The organism is Cupriavidus gilardii (genome assembly GCF_013347325.1).
GTDB classification, from domain to species: domain Bacteria; phylum Pseudomonadota; class Gammaproteobacteria; order Burkholderiales; family Burkholderiaceae; genus Cupriavidus; species Cupriavidus gilardii.
The window spans coordinates 3,010,520-3,025,201 of the sequence record NZ_CP054626.1 but is presented as its reverse complement, the minus strand read 5'-3'; the positions used below and the strand labels follow the sequence as shown (position 1 = coordinate 3,025,201).

The following is a 14,682-nucleotide window of genomic DNA, read 5'->3' as shown; positions in this document are numbered from 1 at the left end:
GCCGCCAAAACGTCTGCCGGGAAATGCATGCCTGCGACCAGACGCGACCAGCCAACAAGGTCCACGCCAGTTTGGGCTAGCCCCTTCTAGTGCTTCATCTAGCACTGTGTAGCTGCCATAGGGTCAAGGAAAACGCTACGCGTTTGCCGAACTTTTCTCCTGAAGTGCGGCGCGGGTGCTTTGTTCGTAGCAGGCGGCATATATGCGTGCAGCCTTGTCTTGACCCTGTAGCCACTACATGGTGTCAAATCGCACCGACATATCAGCTGACAGGCTGCCAATGAGAGGCGCTGGGCTAAAGGCGACCGGCCATATCATTGGGGCATGCCTCGGCACTGCTCTATAACCTGCCGAGCGCGGGATCCAAGCCGACCGATCCAATGTGCTGCAACATCTTCGATTTCACTACACTCGAGCCCATGAATTTCTGCATGCCAAACGCCACTCCGAGAAGTAACCGGTAACCGCCATACACTCACAAAAGGTACGGCTCCGTCGCTCATGCAAACGCCAACCCCACATCCGAAAACTCTGATAGCGGCGGCGCTGTCCGCCGCCATGCTGTGCGCGGTAGGACCGGTGCTAGCGCAGCCAGCGCGCATTGCCGTAGTCAATTCCGAACTTATTCTGCCGGACTCGTTGCCAGCCAAGCAGGCCCACAACAGGCTTGCACAGGAGTTTTCCACGCGCGACCGTGAACTGCAGGACATGGACCGGAAGACCAGGGCCTTGGCTGACAAGCTCGAGAAGGAAGCGGCCGTGCTCACAGATCTTGACCATCAGCGCCGCCAGCACGAAGTGGCCGAGCTGACCCACGAATTCCAGCGCAAGCAGCGTGGATTCCGAGAGGACTTGCAACAGCGCCGCAACGAGGAACTGAATCGCCCCGGGTTTTGCGGAGGCTCTCACTCTTGAGAGAATGCGAGCCATGAGCAAGAACAACGCAAACAAGTTTTCCCCGGAAGTGCGCGAGCGCGCCGTGCGCCTGGTGCAGGAGTCGCGCGGCGAGTACCCGTCGCTGTGGGTGGCGGTCGAGTCCATCGCGCCCAAGATCGGCTGCTCGGCGCAGACGCTGCTGACCTGGGTCAAGCGCCACGAAGTCGACAGCGGACAGCGCGAAGGCGTCACCACCAGCGAGCGAGAACGCATCAAGGAGTTGGAGCGGGAGAACCGAGAGCTGCGCCGCGCCAACGACATCCTGCGCACTGCCAGCGCTTTTTTCGCGCAGGCGGAGCTCGACCGCAAGCTGAAGTCGTAAACACCTACATCGACCGGCACCGGGAGGTTTACGGGGTCGAGCCGATCTGCAAGGTGTTGCAGGTTGCCTCGTCGGCCTATCGGCGCCATGCCGCACGGCTGCGTGATCCGTCACGGCGCAGCGACCGTGCGCGTCGTGATGAACGGCTCATGCCGCAAGTCCAGCGAGTGTGGCAGGAGAACCATCGCGTCTACGGCGCCGACAAGGTCTGGCGGCAACTGAACCGCGAGGGCGTGACGGTTGCCCGCTGCACGGTCGAGCGATTGATGCGCGCCCAGGGACTGCAAGGTGTGCGGCGCGGCAAGCGGCTGCGAACGACCATCGCTGACGACGCCGCCAGTCGCCCGGTGGATCGCGTCAACCTGAACCGCCCCGGGTTTCCCGGAGACTCCTTGGGTTGAGTCACGCCGACATGACGGACTCGTTGGGTTGCGAATAGTAGTTGGCTTCGGCTTCGGCCGGCGGGATATTACCGATCGGTTCAAGCAATCGGCGGTTGTTGAACCAGTCGACCCAATGGAGCGTGGCCCACTCGACTTCGTCGCGCGTGCGCCAGGATGACTTCCGATGGATCACCTCGGCCTTGTAGAGGCCGTTGATGGTCTCGGCCAGTGCGTTGTCGAACGAGTCGCCCACGCTGCCCACAGAGGGCTCCAGGCCCGCCTCGGCCAGCCGCTCGGTGTATCGGATCGACACGTACTGGACGCCTCGGTCGCTGTGGTGGATCAGGCGATCCGGGCCGACCGGCTTCCTCGCGTACAACGCCTGCTCGAGCGCGTCGAGCACGAAGTCCGTCTGCATCGAGCAGGAGGCCTTCCAGCCCACGATGCGACGGGCGAACACGTCGATGACGAAAGCGACGTAGACCCATCCTTGCCAAGTCGAGACGTACGTGAAGTCGCTGACCCACAGCGCGTTCGGCCGATCGGCCTTGAATTGCCGCTTCACGTGATCGAGCGGGCACGGCGCCTTCGGATCGCTCACCGTCGTGCGCACGGCCTTGCCTCGAACAACGCCCCTCAGCCCAAGCCGCTTCATCAGCCGCTGCACGGTACAGCGCGCAACGTCGACTCGCTCGCGCCGCAGCTGCCGCCAGACCTTGCGTACCCCGTAGACCTGGTAGTTGTCGTCCCACACGCGCTGCACCTCGGGTATCAGTATCTCGTCGGTCTTCACCCGCTGCGATCGCAGCTCCGGATCGGCCTGCCTGGCCGCATGCGCGTAGTACGTCGACGGGGCGATCTGCAGCACCTTGCAGATCGGCTCGACCCCGTGAACGTCTCGCTGCTCATCGACGAATCGCTTCATCGTTTGAAGGGGCGGTCGAGCTCCGCCTGGGCAAAATACGCCGACGCCTTGCGTAGGATCTCGTTGGCCTGGCGCAGCTCGCGCACCTCGCGTTCGAGCGCCCTGATGCGCTCCTTCTCGGCCGTCGTTACGCCGTCACGCTTGCCCGTGTCGCGCTCGTGCTGGCGAAGCCAGCCTCGCAGCGTCTCGGCCGTGCAGCCAACCTTGGCCGCCACCGACACGATCGCCGCCCACTGCGACTCGTACTCGTCTTGGTGCTCCAGCACCATCTTCACCGACCGTTCCCGGACTTCCGGGGAGAACTTGCTTGCTCTGCTCATAGCTCCATCTTCTCAAGGAATGGAGCCTCCAGATTTTCCGGGGCGGTTCACTGGCACGGGTGCAAGAGCGCGCCCAGCAGGCGATTCGCCAGCTTGCCGAGCAGCGCGGGTACGACCTTGTCATACAGGCAGTCTATGTGAATCCGCGCATTGACATCACTGAAGACGTCATGAAAGCGCTGGACGCCAGCAGCAAGTAGGAAACCTTCATGGGAGGTCGCAGCAGGCTGCGCGGAGATGCTTGGCCCCGCTCTGTAGGTAATTCATGTTCACTCACGCGATGTGACCCTTCAAGGCATAGAAGCATCATCCACTTTGTCTGACATGGTGCAATGCTGGGTTCATTCCATCGAGGCCGGCTGAGGTCCCTGCGGCACTGCCATCTCGCTCGTCCCTGCAGCCACGGGCAACACCACGCAGTTCCTGATCACCAACATGGACTGCCCCACCGAGGAAGCCCTGATTCGCAAGCGCCTGGGCAAGGTGGAGGGGATAGAACGACTCGACTTTGACCTGATGAACCGCCGGCTGGAGGTGCAATACCGTCTACCAAATCCGTTACGGCATGCATGCCACGGTCGAACGCGAGGCAGGGGCCTGATCTGTCCGATGAAACGGCCCCCCTCCTTCAGCGCCCCGAGAGAATGAGAGCCACCGCAAGCGTGTAGGCACCACAACGGTCGAAATCCCAGTCATCGCCATCCCAAAAGCCGACCGGTAGGATGCCGCGCATAGCCAACCGCGAACGTGATACGACCGAGCAGATACAAGCTCACCAGAATCGGCATCAGCCTAAGTTCGGCGCCATACAGCACTGTCGCAAGAATCAAATGCGCGCCTACCGCCAGTACGGTCTGTTCGAGCGAGTTCTGTAGCACCGCCACGCGCAGCTCAATAGCGGGACTAGGACGCGAAAACGCCGAGCCCTGGATATCGGCTTGCGATAAAAAGCGTCCCTTGCTTACGGCTCTCACGCAATCTGCTAACCATAGGAAAACAGGGAGATCGGCCTTGAGCGCAAACGCGACACGGTCGCCAATACCAAGCTGTCCATCGAGGCCGAACAGAGCGGGGGGAAGCCAGATATAACCCGCGCCAAGAACTACCGCGCAAACTAAGCAGGCAAGCATCGAATCGCGTACGATGCGACGTTGTTGCAGACTCCATGGCATGGTTGCACTCCTCGCCTGTTACCCCGGCACGACGATCCTTGGTACGTTAAGCAGCCCCCTTCAATAACCGGCTCGAAAGAGCCAAACTGCCGAGCGCTACTAACCAGCCCGCCAAGACGTCCGCCGGGAAGTGCATCCCTGTGGCCAAACGTGACCAGCCGACTAGCGCGACATAGGTAAGTAGAGCCGGTCGCCAGTGGGCGCGGACCATTGGCCATAACCCACCAGCAACCAGAGCGGCGTACGTGGAATGTCCACTCGGAAGACTGTAGTGCGTCTCAATTGAACCGATTGAATGCCACAGGTGACCGAACACGGCAGCCGGCCGCGGGAAATCGAAGAGAAACTTTGATGCTCCAACTACAGCAAATGCCATACCGAATGCGACTACAAATCGTGCCAAGTGAGCCTGTAGCTCCAACGAACGATCTACATCCGAGGTTGTTCTTGACCAGACCCAAAAGCCTCCCATGACAACAGGCGCGGTCCAATAGTTGCCCAATAGGTAGCTAAACAGCTTGGCCAAAGGCAAGAACATTGCCGGCGTGCCTTCATTGACCAGTAGGAAGATCTCTCGATTCCAGCCGCTCCAGTCGTAGAGAACAAGTGCCCAACTCATCGGATCACCATCCTCCGCCCCTCGCATCCCACCATACGGTAAGGACTCGCGATATGGGAGCGTTGGGTTCTATTGTTCGCAATCGTGCGAACGCCTGAAAGCCGAGGCGGAGGGTCGCCCGAAGTTGTGCGCACCTCACGTAAGCGCATTGCACCCTCCCGCATCTTGCACGCGGCTGCACTTGGCTCGACCCCATACGAGCAATCCGCCGGAAGTCCCCATCGGTTTGTGTTGCGCTGACTCAAAGTAGGTCGCCAGTATTGACTAACGTTGTTATTTCTACGCCCTCTAGCGGCTATAGAGTCAAGCGCGATTCCCCATACTTCCATCACCAAGATGGGTCGCTCGCGCAAACGATATGAATTACAATCATTCGCATTTGTCCGCGAAAACTGCCGCCCGCCCGGCGTGTTCCTCATGCAAGCCCTGCGCATCCTCTCCCTCGTTCTAGTCTCCTTGGCGCTATCCGTCTCGACGGCTTTGGCCGAGCCTCTATCCACGCAAGACAAGGCCAAGCAAGTCTGGCAATTGCTGGACTACCTTGCCGTTGACTATGGCGGTTCAGTCAACGATGGCCGCATCACCAATGAGGCTGAATATGCCGAGATGCAAGAGTTCGCGCAGACGGTCGCGCGACAGCTAGGCGAATTGCCGCCAGGACCCGCCTCCGAACAACTAGGCAAGGAAGCTGGCGCATTGCGTTTGTCCATCGCAGCGAAGGCCTCGCCAGAAACTGTCGCCGAACTGGCTCGGAAGTTGGCCAGCGGCGTCCTCACAGCCTATCCGGTTCCTATGGCACCAAGCAAGGCGCCTGATTTGCAGAACGGGGCGAAGCTCTATCAAAGCCATTGTGCGTCCTGCCACGGCGTATCCGGTAACGCGGACGGCCCCCTCGCAGCGAAACTCAACCCGCCCCCGATTGCGCTGGCCGACCACGCGCGCGCGCAGGAACGCAGCGTCTTTGCCTTGCAACAGATCATCACGCGCGGCGTGGAGGGAACATCGATGCCGGGCTTTGCCCATCTCTCCGAAGACGACCGATGGGCTCTGGCCTATTTTGCTTCGACGCTGTCTTATTCAGATACTGACCGCCAGGCGGGCGCCAAGCTTTGGACTGCTGAACCGGGGCTGCGCGCGGCGGTTCCCACGCTCGACAAGCTTAGCCAGACCTCGGAGGCGGCACTTGCTAAATTCGTGGGTGCACAGACCTCTCGTGATGGTCTTGCATACCTGCGAAGCTCACCGGACGTACTGGCCGCATCGACCACCGATAGTCTCTCAATCGCCAAGGAAAAGCTGAAGGAAAGTGTCACTGCGCTTGACAAGGGAGACACGCGGGCCGCATCGCAACTGGCTTTGTCCGCATATCTTGATGGGTTCGAACCAGTTGAGCCTGCGTTGGCTGCCAAGAACCAGGCTCTCTTCCTGGACATCGAGAAGACGATGGGACTCTATCGAAATGCCGTCGCGAATGGCCAGGCAGAGCGCGCGCATGACATCGCAGCGCAACTGCAGTCAAGGCTGGACGAGGCGCAGGAAGCGCTCGCAGGCGCCAATGACGCATTCTCGACCTTCCTTGGCGCCTTTACGATCCTGCTTCGTGAAGGGCTTGAAGCGCTGTTGGTAGTCGTAGCCATGCTGGCGTTCCTCAAGAAGGCCAATCGCACTGACGTCCTTCCCTACGTTCACGCGGGTTGGGTCACTGCGCTGGGAGCCGGTGGATTGACGTGGGCGGTAGCTACCTACGTCGTTGATCTGAGCGGCGCTAGTCGCGAAATGACCGAAGGCTTCTCCGCGGTCTTCGCGGCGGTCGTCCTACTCGGCGTCGGCATGTGGATGCACCAGAAGAGTCTGGCGGGACGCTGGCAATCGTACGTGAAGGAAAAGCTGTCGTCGGCATTGAACAGGAAATCGGCGTTTATGCTCTTCCTGCTATCGTTCGTCACGGTCTACCGGGAAGTATTTGAGACCGTGCTCTTCTACGCGGCCCTGTGGTCCGATGGCAACGGTGCCTACATGCTCGCGGGACTCGGTTGCGGTATTGCTGTGCTGGCAGTGATTGCGTTTCTGCTCCTGCGATCGACGGCGCGTTTGCCGATTCGACAATTTTTCGCGTTCAGCTCCGCCTTGGTTGGCGTGCTTGCCGTGGTCCTGATTGGCAAGGGCGTGGCGGCACTGCAGAAAGTTGGCCTGTTGCAAGTGACGCCGCTCTCTATGCCGCGTATCGATGTCTTGGGCGTTTACCCCTCTGTGCAAACCATTGCCGCGCAAGTGGCTATTCTCCTCATCATCGTTGCCAGCGTGACCTATAACTTGCGATCGCAACGTACCGCGAGGGTGTGAGCCCCTGTCAGGCGCGAAGCTTTGTTCGTCGACCATTTCAAAGTCAGCGATTTGGCCCAAATGTGGCGGACTTTTTGCGACTACCTTCCATTCGCGGCAGGATCGATGGACGGCATGGACATGTAGGGCTGCCAAGGATGTCACGCAACTGTCGTGCTGTGCGGGCTGAGAAAAAGCCAACCTTCTGGAACTCGGCGATCGCCAAGCTGGCCAATTGGAATGCCGCCCTCGACCTGTTCCGCGAGGACTACCGGGTGCCGCTGGTGCCCTCGGAGTCTGCGGCCTGCCTGGCGGTGTCAATCGAGCTGACCGCCCCAGCTTTGCTGTTGCTGGGACTGGCGACCCGCGCCGTGGCGATGCGACAAGGCAACGCGCGCTGTCGCTACGGCCCATCATCCGCAAACGTGGCATCGACAAAGGCCCGCAACTGCGTCAGGTCGGTCCTGGCATAGGCCGCCGTGGTCTGCACCGAGGCGTGGCCGAGCAGCGCCTGGGCGGCCGGCAGCGGCACCTGGTGGTCGACCACCAGTGTGCGCGCATAGGCATGGCGCAGCCAGTGCGGGGAGGCCGCGCGCAGTAAGAGCGCCTGCGCCGGCTCGCGCGCCTGCAGACCATCGGCCACGGCCGCAAAGATCGCCTTGACCTCCCGGTACAGGCCTGCCGACTGTAGCGCTTCGCCCTTGTTGCCGTGGATTACAGGCAGCGCCTCGTGCGCCGGCGGCTCGGACGGCAGGCCGCGTGCTTGTCGGTAGGCGCGCAATACCGTCACGCACGGCACCGGCAGCGGAATGGCCCGTGCCTTGCGCCCCTTGCCGCAGACATAGAGCGTCCACCGCCCGGGCGCCTCGGCCTCCAGGCGGGGCAGTGCGATCTCTGTCGACCAGGCCAGTTCCGCCAGGCGCACGCCGGCGTAACGATACAGCGCCCAAATCGCGCGCCGCCGCTGCGCCGCCAGCGTGTTGGTCGTGTTGGCGGCGGCAAACTCCGGCGCCTCAAGCCAGGCATCGCACGCGGCCAGCAGCGCTGGCGGGATCAGCCGCGTCGGCGCGAAGCCGGCCCGGGTGCGGCTGCCGGCGGACAGGCCCGCGGCCGGATTGGCATGCAAGTAGCCGGTGTCGTACCAGTAGCCGTAGAGGCTTGCCACCACCGCCAGCGCGCGCGTGCGGGTCGCTTCTGACAAGGGCGGCGCGGCGTCCTCCCTGCCGGTCTCCCCGTGCTGCAGCGCGTGCCGGTAGCCGAGCAACCGCTGGCGCGTGAGGTCCGAGAGCGGCCCAAGCTCGTGCGCGCCGCACCAGCGCATCAGGCGGCGCAGTTCTGGTCGGGGGTGGCGGCGAGGCGGGGCATGGCAGTTTCCGGAGGCGCATTTCAGCCTATCTTACGCACATACCTAACGTTAGAAAAGCCATTTATGTGTTGCTTGGGAAAACCAAAGACGGATAAATCTAGTTATCTTGCGGAAACAATGGCTTCCAGCCACAGGGCGCGCTTGGCCGCGCGGCGGGGGCGGTCAACGTTCCAAAACCAAGGGGAAAAGGACCAGTCAGCAAGTGACTGATTTGACTAGGGTTTTAGGGTGGGCATCACCCTGGAACCCGCATGGCTGCTACGGGTGGCTACCCCGGTAAATTGCGGCGAAATCAAGGGGACCCCTGATCCAGACATTCGTCTATTCGCTGGCCTGGCCGCATATCCAGTGGGCGGCGATGCTGGTGGTGCGGCTGCGCCCGGGTGCGGGTAACTAGTCGCTGGACGAACTGTAGGGGGCGAGCACTAACCGTCTCGCGCGGCGGCTTGCGAACCATAGGTCGGCCCGCGGCCGGAAAAATGCTTGACCTTCCCTGCCGTGGGAACGTCCATATTAACCATGGGGGACAGAAGCCCCTGCGGCGTGGCAGGACCAAGTCGGCAGAGAGCATCGGATTTTCCGCCGGAGGTTAGTCAAATGGGCGTTCCGGGGCGCACGTTGTATGAAGAGGTCTTTGCGGTGTTCGAAAGGGCATGCCAGGAAAGCGATTTCGAGCTGGCCGAGGACCTCCTGCTCGCCCTAGAAGCGATGGATCGCCGGCAGGAAGCTCATCGGCAACTCGACCGCGCCTACCTGCTGCTAGCCGATCTCTGAGAACGGGAGTCCCCCGACTTTGGTTTCTACCTGCTTGCCATCGGCTGGCCAATGCCCCTGGGGACAGCAGTGGTCCTCTTCCATGCCTTAGCGTGCAATATTTTCCGTTTTCTGAAGTGACCCCTTCTTTACGGAGTCCCGCGTATACCAGTCGTTCTTCTCGACAACCGGCTCTTTGCGATAGTGCCGCATGACCCGAAGAAAGCACTCGAGAGGCTGTTCTTCTTTCGTAACCATCGGGCCTAACGTCGTCGGAGACAATTGCACGTTCCGGCTAATTCGAGAAACATCGTCTATTTTGCAGAAAGCGGCCGCTAACCGATCGAGCGGGGGAGTATCCGAAGGTCTTGCGAGCGCCGAGGCAATTTCTTCCATGTGCGCCGGGCTGCAAGGAAACTCATGTCGATCGGACAGTGCGCTCACTTTGGCTTGCAGAGCCGGGTTCGTGCCCTCGTGAAGGTACGCAAACAGGTTGTAATCCAGGTAAATTCTCATGCGATGGAGTTTGCGTATTGTTAAGCGCGCTCATACGTTTGGGAAATGCTGGCCGAACCTGAAGTTGGCGCATTCGCGCTGCACGTGGCTTGGGAGCAGTGGGAGTCTTACTTCTTCGACATTTGAAGGATTCTGAGCACGATGAGTGCGAAGGCAGTCGCGACGATGGCCGTCACCGCATGGCCCATGCCGGCGGCCACGCCGATCGCGGCAGCAATCCAGATGCTCGCGGCAGTTGTGAGCCCCCTGACGTGTGTCTCATTGTCCGGCTTCAGGATCGCCCCTGCACAAAGGAATCCGATGCCTGACGTGAGACCCTGAAGCACGCGGCTCATGTCGGCAAGCTGCACGCCCGCCTGGAGGGGAACCACGACAAAAACGCATGCCCCCAGCGCGACGAGCATGTGAGTGCGCACGCCTGCGGATTTTCCCGAGCTCTCCCGCTCGTACCCCAGCAAGCCCCCCAAAACGATAGAGACGGTCATTCGAACGACGGCACGTACTGCCTCGGCAGCATTAGCGAGATCGGAGAATTCCGAGCTCAATGTGCGGATGATGTCGTTCATTGCGGAGCGTCTCTGGGTGTGTCCTGAAAATGGCCAAGACAGTCTATGTCGCAGAAGATGACTGTCAGATTGCCGAGCTATGACACAACCGGATTCGCTGGCCCGGGGGCAAGATTAACAACGTATTACATTTCGGCAATAAAGCCTGACAACGGAAGGGCAACCTTAGAATGCCGGCCATTAGTGCTCGTTTTCGCGCCAGTGTGTCCACTCGAAGTGCGCGACATTCTCCTCCAGCCCCCGAACCGCATGACCGATTCTTCAATCTCCCCGTCCCAACCCGCTGGTCTCTCGAGGGCGCTGGACAATTTCCTGACACGCCACCGCATCGGCGTTTGGCGTGTTGTCGTAACGTTTGTCCTGGCAAGTCTGGTCTTTGGCCATTCTCGCTGGGACGGTACCTGGGTGTCGCCGCTGCTGCTGACGCTGGGGATGTTGGGGGTGAGCCTGGCCACGGTCGGGCGGCTCTGGTGCGCGTTGTACATTTCCGGGCGCAAGAACAATACCTTGGTGACCTCGGGTCCATATTCACTGTGTCGCCATCCGCTCTATGTCTGCAACTTGCTAGGCATTATCGGACTAGGGGCGATGACCGAGTCGCTGGCGGTTACCGCAGTCCTGGCGCTCGCATTTGCGCTGATGTACCCGGCTGTCATCCGGACGGAAGACCGCTTTCTGGCTTCCGCCTTCCCGGAATTCGCCGAATACGCACGCCGTACACCAGCGTTCTTTCCCCGTCTGTCGCTGTATAGGGGGGAGTCGACATGGACGGTCCATGTGTCTTCCTTTCAACGCAATATTGCGGACTCGGTCTGGTTTCTCGGCCTGTCGGTGGTCGTGGAGTCGTTTGATTTGTTCCATGACGCCGGCGTCCTCCGGGCGGTCGTGACGCTTGCCTGATGCGGGCAACTCCGCATACACGTACAGCCATGCACTACGCTCACGTCTCCGATTCTGTTGTCGAGAGCATGCTCGTGATGCTGGTCGGCCTGATCGTCCTGTATGTGGGGTTCGCTGTCTATTTGCGGTGGAAGCATGGGCCCGCCCCCAAGCGTAAGACTGATGAGGGGCGAAAGCGGCACCCCAAAACGAGCAGGCGAAAGCGATAATCGTAATCTGCTCTTAATGCTGGTGATCGAGGATTCATGTAAACTTCGGCGACGGCCCAGCCGTTAGTACTTCAACCCCAAGCCCCCCGCACAGTCTCCCAAGGAATGCGACGTTTCGTTCTGATCTTCGTGCTGCTCATTTTGCCGTTCCAGTTTTCCTGGGCGGCAGCGGCACGCTATTGTCAGCACGAGAAAGCCACGGCCACTTGGCACCTTGGGCACCACGAGCATCGTCATCAGCAGCCGGAAGGTAAAACGGATGCCGAGAAAAAGCCATTCGTGGATACAGACTGCGGGGTATGCCATCTGGTCTCCCTCCCGTTCGTCTATGGACAGACGCAGGACGTGTTGATAGCGAATCGGGTAGAAGTGACCGATACTCAACATGCGTCCGAGTTCTCGTCTCTGAATGCCAGGGCTCCCGACCGTCCTCAGTGGCAGCGTCTCGCTTGATCGGCGAGACGACGACTCTTTTTCTCCTTTCGTCTCTCGCCGAATTCTCCTGGTCACATACCTTGGTGCAATTCGATGCGAAGACTATTTCTGCCGCTCGGGCTGGCGGTAGCATTTCTCAGCCCAAACTTTGCCGTAGCGCAATCTGACACCGGCACGTCCATGGTGCCCGTCTTCCCAAGGGAAGCGGCGGGACCGTTGACCCTCGAGGCCGCGTTGTCGCTGGCGGCAGGAAGCAATTTCAACCTGTCCGCCGCCGCCAAGGAACTCGATTCCACAGAAGGTGGGATCATGCAGGCCCGGGTTATTCCGAACCCGGAACTCCAGACGCTGGTCGAGGACACGCGGAAATCCACCCGTACATCCACCGCCCAGATGAATATCCCCATCGAACTGGGCGGCAAGCGCTCGGCTCGTATCAATGCCGCGGAAAGGACGCGCGAACTGGCGCAGGCAACGCTGGCTGGCGTTCGCGGTGACATTCGGGCGCAGGTAATCGAGAGCTTTTTTTCCGTCTTGATCGCACAGGAACGCGTCAAGCTGGCAACTGGCTCCGCGGATATCGCTGCGAGGGGCGCGCAAGCCGCTTCACGCCGCGTCGCGGCCGGCAAGATCTCCCCGGTTGACGAAACTAAGGCACGTGTCGAACAGGCCAACGCCGAACTTGAATTGGCCGAAGCAACGGCGAGCCTGCAGTCCGCCCGTCAGGCGTTGACGGCGTTGTGGGGCAATGCATCGCCGCAGTTTACCGAAGCACAGGGCAATCTGGACGCGCTGCCATCCAGGCCGGCGCCTGAACTCCTTCTGAAGGAGCTGGAAAACTCACCGCTGGTGGCCGCAAGCCGCGCTGAACTTGACCGCCGCCAGGCATTGGTGGGCGTTGAGCGCAGCCGCCAGTATCCGGATCTGACAGTCAGTCTGGGTGCCAAGCGAGATACAGAAGCCAACCGCAACATGGCGGTGATCGGTGTGGCGATCCCGTTGCCGATTTTTGACCGGAATCAGGGCAACTTGTATTCGGCCATTCGCCAGGCGGACAAGGCCCAGGATGAATATCTGGCCAATCGCATCAGCCTGACCCGAAATCTCCTGATGGCATCGAACCAGCTGTCGGTATCGCGCGCCTCGGCACAAACGCTGAAGCAGACCGTCTTGCCAGGCGCCGAGCAAGCCTTCAACGCGGCGACCATTGGCTTCGAGGCCGGCAAGTTCAATTATCTGGACGTCCTGGATGCCCAGCGCACGCTGTTCCAGGCACGCATCCGCTATCTCGGCGTGCTTGGACAAACCTATCAGGCGGCGACCACGATCGATCGCATTCTGGGACGTTAAGACGGGATTCATAAAACATGGCTATTTCGAACAAACAAAAGGCTGCCATTGCGGCCATCGTACTGGTGGGCGGCGTCGCGACTGGTGGCGTTCTGCTGAGCGGGCGCTCTGCGCCGGAAGAGCAGGGTGGGCACTCGGAATCCAAGGGGCATGGCGACACCGAGCACCATGGCAAGCAGGCGGCGGAAGCCGACCACAAGGATGACAAGTCACACGGCGACGGCGAGCATCACGAGGTCAAGAAGGGCCCCAATGGTGGCGCGCTCTTTTCGCGTGATGGCTATGACGTCGAAATTGGCACGGCCGAATCCAAGGGCGAGGCCCGTATTCGGCTCTGGGTTAGCAAGTCTGGGAAGGCGGTGGCAAATGGCGTGGCAGCGACAGGCCAGCTCGTGCGGGCTACGGGCGAGTCTCAAGCGCTCAAGTTCGTGGTGTCTGGCGACGCGCTGGAAAGCCAACAGCCAGTTGCCGAGCCCCATGTCTTTGACGTGACCGCAAATGTGACCTTGCCCGGTTCGTCTTCGCCACTCGCCGTGCGGCTCTCGAAAGAGGAAGGCAAGATTGAGTTGACAGCGGACCAGCTGGCCAAGACAGGGGTAGTGGTTCAAACCGCGGGCTCGGCAAAGGTCCAGGCTGGCGTCCAGTTCCCCGGCGAAATCCGTTTCAACGAAGACAAGACAGCCCACGTGGTGCCGCGACTGGCTGGCGTCGTAGAGAGCGTTCCGGCCAATATTGGGCAACAGGTTAAGAAGGGACAGGTTCTCGCGGTCATCGCGAGCACCGGACTTTCTGACCAGCGCAGCGAACTGCTCGCAGCACAGAAACGTCTGGATCTGGCGCGTGTCACTTATGACCGCGAGAAGAAGCTCTGGGAACAGAAGATCTCTGCGGAGCAAGATTATCTGAGCGCCCGCAACGCGCTGCAGGAAGCGCAGATCAGTGTCCAGAACGCGCAGCAGAAGCTGACCGCCATTGGCGCCAGCAACAGCTCGACGGCACTCAATCGCTACGAGCTGCGCGCACCGTTCGACGGCATGATCGTTGAAAAGCATATCTCGCTTGGGGAAGCGGTGGCGGACAACGCCAACGTGTTCACGCTGTCGGATCTGTCGTCCGTCTGGGCCGAGTTCGTGGTGTCTGCCAAGGATGTCGAGCGGGTGCGCATCGGCGAAAAGGCGTCGATCAATTCGGCATCGTCCGATGTGAAGGCAGATGGCACCGTTTCATACGTGGGTTCGCTGCTGGGCGAGCAGACGCGGACGGCGAAGGCCCGCGTAACATTGACCAATCCACAGATGGCTTGGCGACCGGGTCTCTTCGTCACGGTCGACGTATTCGGTGCTGATGTCGAGGTGCCCGTTGCGGTGAAGACCGAGGCCGTCCAGGACGTCAATGGCGAGAGCGTAGTCTTTGTCGCGGTTCAAGGTGGATTCGTGCCGCAGCCGGTGAAGGTCGGCCGGACAAACGGCAAGGTCATCGAGATTGTCGAGGGCCTGAAGCCGGGCGCACGTTACGCCGCCGCCAACAGTTTTGTTCTGAAGGCCGAACTTGGCAAATCCAGCGCCGAACACGGCCATTGATACGGGGG

The 14,682-nt window shown here is 60.7% G+C and carries 12 protein-coding genes, 5 pseudogenes and 2 other annotated features; of the genes and pseudogenes, 11 read left to right on the top strand and 6 right to left on the bottom strand.

Annotation, left to right across the window (positions count from 1 at the left end; translation table 11 throughout):
* Positions 1-501 precede the first annotated feature (501 nt).
* Both FOB47_RS23860 and FOB47_RS23855 read left to right on the top strand, forming a co-directional pair.
* A pseudogene (locus tag FOB47_RS23860) lies at positions 502-879 on the top strand (OmpH/Skp family outer membrane protein); the annotation flags it as partial.
* 40 nt (positions 880-919) lie between these two features.
* Positions 920-1,620 (top strand): annotated as a pseudogene (locus tag FOB47_RS23855) (IS3-like element ISRme15 family transposase); the annotation flags it as partial.
* Positions 1,213-1,329: a sequence feature (AL1L pseudoknot), on the top strand. It overlaps the preceding pseudogene by 117 nt.
* Positions 1,621-1,660: 40 nt before the next feature.
* On the opposite strand, the gene FOB47_RS23850 reads toward FOB47_RS23855, so the two are convergent.
* Positions 1,661-2,886, bottom strand: a protein-coding gene (locus FOB47_RS23850) for an IS3 family transposase (RefSeq protein WP_109842673.1) whose coding sequence is annotated in 2 segments (ribosomal slippage) — positions 1,661-2,601 and positions 2,601-2,886 — 1,227 coding nt in all. Because the reading frame shifts where the segments join, the coding sequence is not laid out codon by codon here.
* Positions 2,492-2,608: a sequence feature (AL1L pseudoknot), on the bottom strand. It overlaps the preceding gene by 117 nt.
* Positions 2,887-2,924: 38 nt before the next feature.
* On the opposite strand from FOB47_RS23850, the pseudogene FOB47_RS23845 reads away from it, so the two are divergent.
* A pseudogene (locus FOB47_RS23845) lies at positions 2,925-3,086 on the top strand (OmpH family outer membrane protein); the annotation flags it as partial.
* A gap of 235 nt (positions 3,087-3,321) precedes the next feature.
* A complete protein-coding gene (locus FOB47_RS26330; protein ID WP_115737193.1) occupies positions 3,322-3,534 on the top strand; it encodes a heavy-metal-associated domain-containing protein in 213 nt (70 codons plus the stop codon).
* Positions 3,535-3,578: 44 nt separating this feature from the next.
* On the opposite strand, the gene FOB47_RS23835 is transcribed toward FOB47_RS26330, so the two are convergent.
* The gene (locus FOB47_RS23835; protein WP_115737192.1) at positions 3,579-4,058 is read right to left on the bottom strand and encodes an MAPEG family protein; all 480 of its coding nucleotides are present in this window, start codon (positions 4,056-4,058) and stop codon (positions 3,579-3,581) included.
* 46 nt (positions 4,059-4,104) lie between these two features.
* Positions 4,105-4,677 (bottom strand): phosphatase PAP2 family protein, encoded by a 573-nt coding sequence (locus FOB47_RS23830; protein ID WP_115737191.1) that lies wholly within the window; start codon positions 4,675-4,677, stop codon positions 4,105-4,107.
* Between the two features lie 417 nt (positions 4,678-5,094).
* On the opposite strand from FOB47_RS23830, the gene FOB47_RS23825 reads away from it, so the two are divergent.
* Together FOB47_RS23825 and FOB47_RS26235 are read left to right on the top strand one after the other, a co-directional pair.
* On the top strand, positions 5,095-7,020 hold the full coding sequence (locus tag FOB47_RS23825; protein WP_053823089.1) for a cytochrome c/FTR1 family iron permease: 1,926 nt from the start codon (positions 5,095-5,097) through the stop codon (positions 7,018-7,020).
* Positions 7,021-7,202: 182 nt separating this feature from the next.
* Positions 7,203-7,379 (top strand): annotated as a pseudogene (locus tag FOB47_RS26235) (DoxX family membrane protein); the annotation flags it as partial.
* Between the two features lie 23 nt (positions 7,380-7,402).
* Here FOB47_RS26235 and FOB47_RS23815 read toward each other — a convergent pair.
* Positions 7,403-8,335 (bottom strand): annotated as a pseudogene (locus FOB47_RS23815) (tyrosine-type recombinase/integrase); the annotation flags it as partial.
* 627 nt (positions 8,336-8,962) lie between these two features.
* Here FOB47_RS23815 and FOB47_RS23810 point away from each other — a divergent pair.
* The gene (locus FOB47_RS23810; protein ID WP_004635326.1) at positions 8,963-9,139 is read left to right on the top strand and encodes a hypothetical protein; all 177 of its coding nucleotides are present in this window, start codon (positions 8,963-8,965) and stop codon (positions 9,137-9,139) included.
* A gap of 87 nt (positions 9,140-9,226) precedes the next feature.
* Here FOB47_RS23810 and FOB47_RS23805 read toward each other — a convergent pair whose 3' ends face one another.
* Both FOB47_RS23805 and FOB47_RS23800 read right to left on the bottom strand, forming a co-directional pair.
* On the bottom strand, positions 9,227-9,634 hold the full coding sequence (locus FOB47_RS23805) for a hypothetical protein (protein ID WP_004635327.1): 408 nt from the start codon (positions 9,632-9,634) through the stop codon (positions 9,227-9,229).
* Positions 9,635-9,741: 107 nt separating this feature from the next.
* Positions 9,742-10,200 carry an MgtC/SapB family protein gene (locus FOB47_RS23800; protein WP_004635330.1) on the bottom strand — a complete coding sequence of 153 codons (459 nt, stop codon included), beginning with the start codon at positions 10,198-10,200 and terminating at the stop codon, positions 9,742-9,744.
* A gap of 249 nt (positions 10,201-10,449) precedes the next feature.
* Here FOB47_RS23800 and czcN point away from each other — a divergent pair, with 249 nt between their 5' ends.
* From czcN to czcB, 4 genes are all read left to right on the top strand, one after another.
* Positions 10,450-11,100, top strand: coding sequence for a heavy metal efflux RND transporter CzcN (gene czcN / locus FOB47_RS23795; RefSeq protein ID WP_020206397.1), 651 nt, complete (start codon positions 10,450-10,452; stop codon positions 11,098-11,100).
* Positions 11,101-11,414: 314 nt separating this feature from the next.
* Complete coding sequence (czcI, locus tag FOB47_RS23790) at positions 11,415-11,762, top strand: CDF family cobalt-zinc-cadmium transporter CzcI (protein ID WP_137924345.1); 348 nt, start codon at positions 11,415-11,417, stop codon at positions 11,760-11,762.
* A 75-nt stretch (positions 11,763-11,837) separates the two neighbouring features.
* Entirely contained in the window at positions 11,838-13,094 is a 1,257-nt protein-coding gene (czcC, locus tag FOB47_RS23785) for a heavy metal efflux RND transporter CzcC (protein ID WP_004635338.1), read from the top strand.
* Positions 13,095-13,111: 17 nt separating this feature from the next.
* Positions 13,112-14,674, top strand: a complete 1,563-nt coding sequence (czcB, locus tag FOB47_RS23780; protein ID WP_004635340.1) for a heavy metal efflux RND transporter CzcB — start codon at positions 13,112-13,114, stop codon at positions 14,672-14,674.
* The last annotated feature ends 8 nt before the right edge of the window (positions 14,675-14,682 follow it).

Excerpts from the sequence above, each read along its gene's own strand:
- FOB47_RS26330 (WP_115737193.1), top strand. The coding sequence starts at position 3,322 with ATGGACTGCCCCACCGAGGAAGCCCTGATTCGCAAGCGCCTGGGCAAG.
- FOB47_RS23835 (WP_115737192.1), bottom strand. The coding sequence starts at position 4,058 with ATGCCATGGAGTCTGCAACAACGTCGCATCGTACGCGATTCGATGCTT.
- FOB47_RS23805 (WP_004635327.1), bottom strand. The coding sequence starts at position 9,634 with ATGAGAATTTACCTGGATTACAACCTGTTTGCGTACCTTCACGAGGGC.
- FOB47_RS23825 (WP_053823089.1), top strand. The coding sequence starts at position 5,095 with ATGCAAGCCCTGCGCATCCTCTCCCTCGTTCTAGTCTCCTTGGCGCTA.
- czcC (WP_004635338.1), top strand. The coding sequence starts at position 11,838 with ATGCGAAGACTATTTCTGCCGCTCGGGCTGGCGGTAGCATTTCTCAGC.
- czcN (WP_020206397.1), top strand. The coding sequence starts at position 10,450 with ATGACCGATTCTTCAATCTCCCCGTCCCAACCCGCTGGTCTCTCGAGG.
- FOB47_RS23810 (WP_004635326.1), top strand. The coding sequence starts at position 8,963 with ATGGGCGTTCCGGGGCGCACGTTGTATGAAGAGGTCTTTGCGGTGTTC.
- FOB47_RS23800 (WP_004635330.1), bottom strand. The coding sequence starts at position 10,200 with ATGAACGACATCATCCGCACATTGAGCTCGGAATTCTCCGATCTCGCT.
- czcB (WP_004635340.1), top strand. The coding sequence starts at position 13,112 with ATGGCTATTTCGAACAAACAAAAGGCTGCCATTGCGGCCATCGTACTG.
- czcI (WP_137924345.1), top strand. The coding sequence starts at position 11,415 with ATGCGACGTTTCGTTCTGATCTTCGTGCTGCTCATTTTGCCGTTCCAG.
- FOB47_RS23830 (WP_115737191.1), bottom strand. The coding sequence starts at position 4,677 with ATGAGTTGGGCACTTGTTCTCTACGACTGGAGCGGCTGGAATCGAGAG.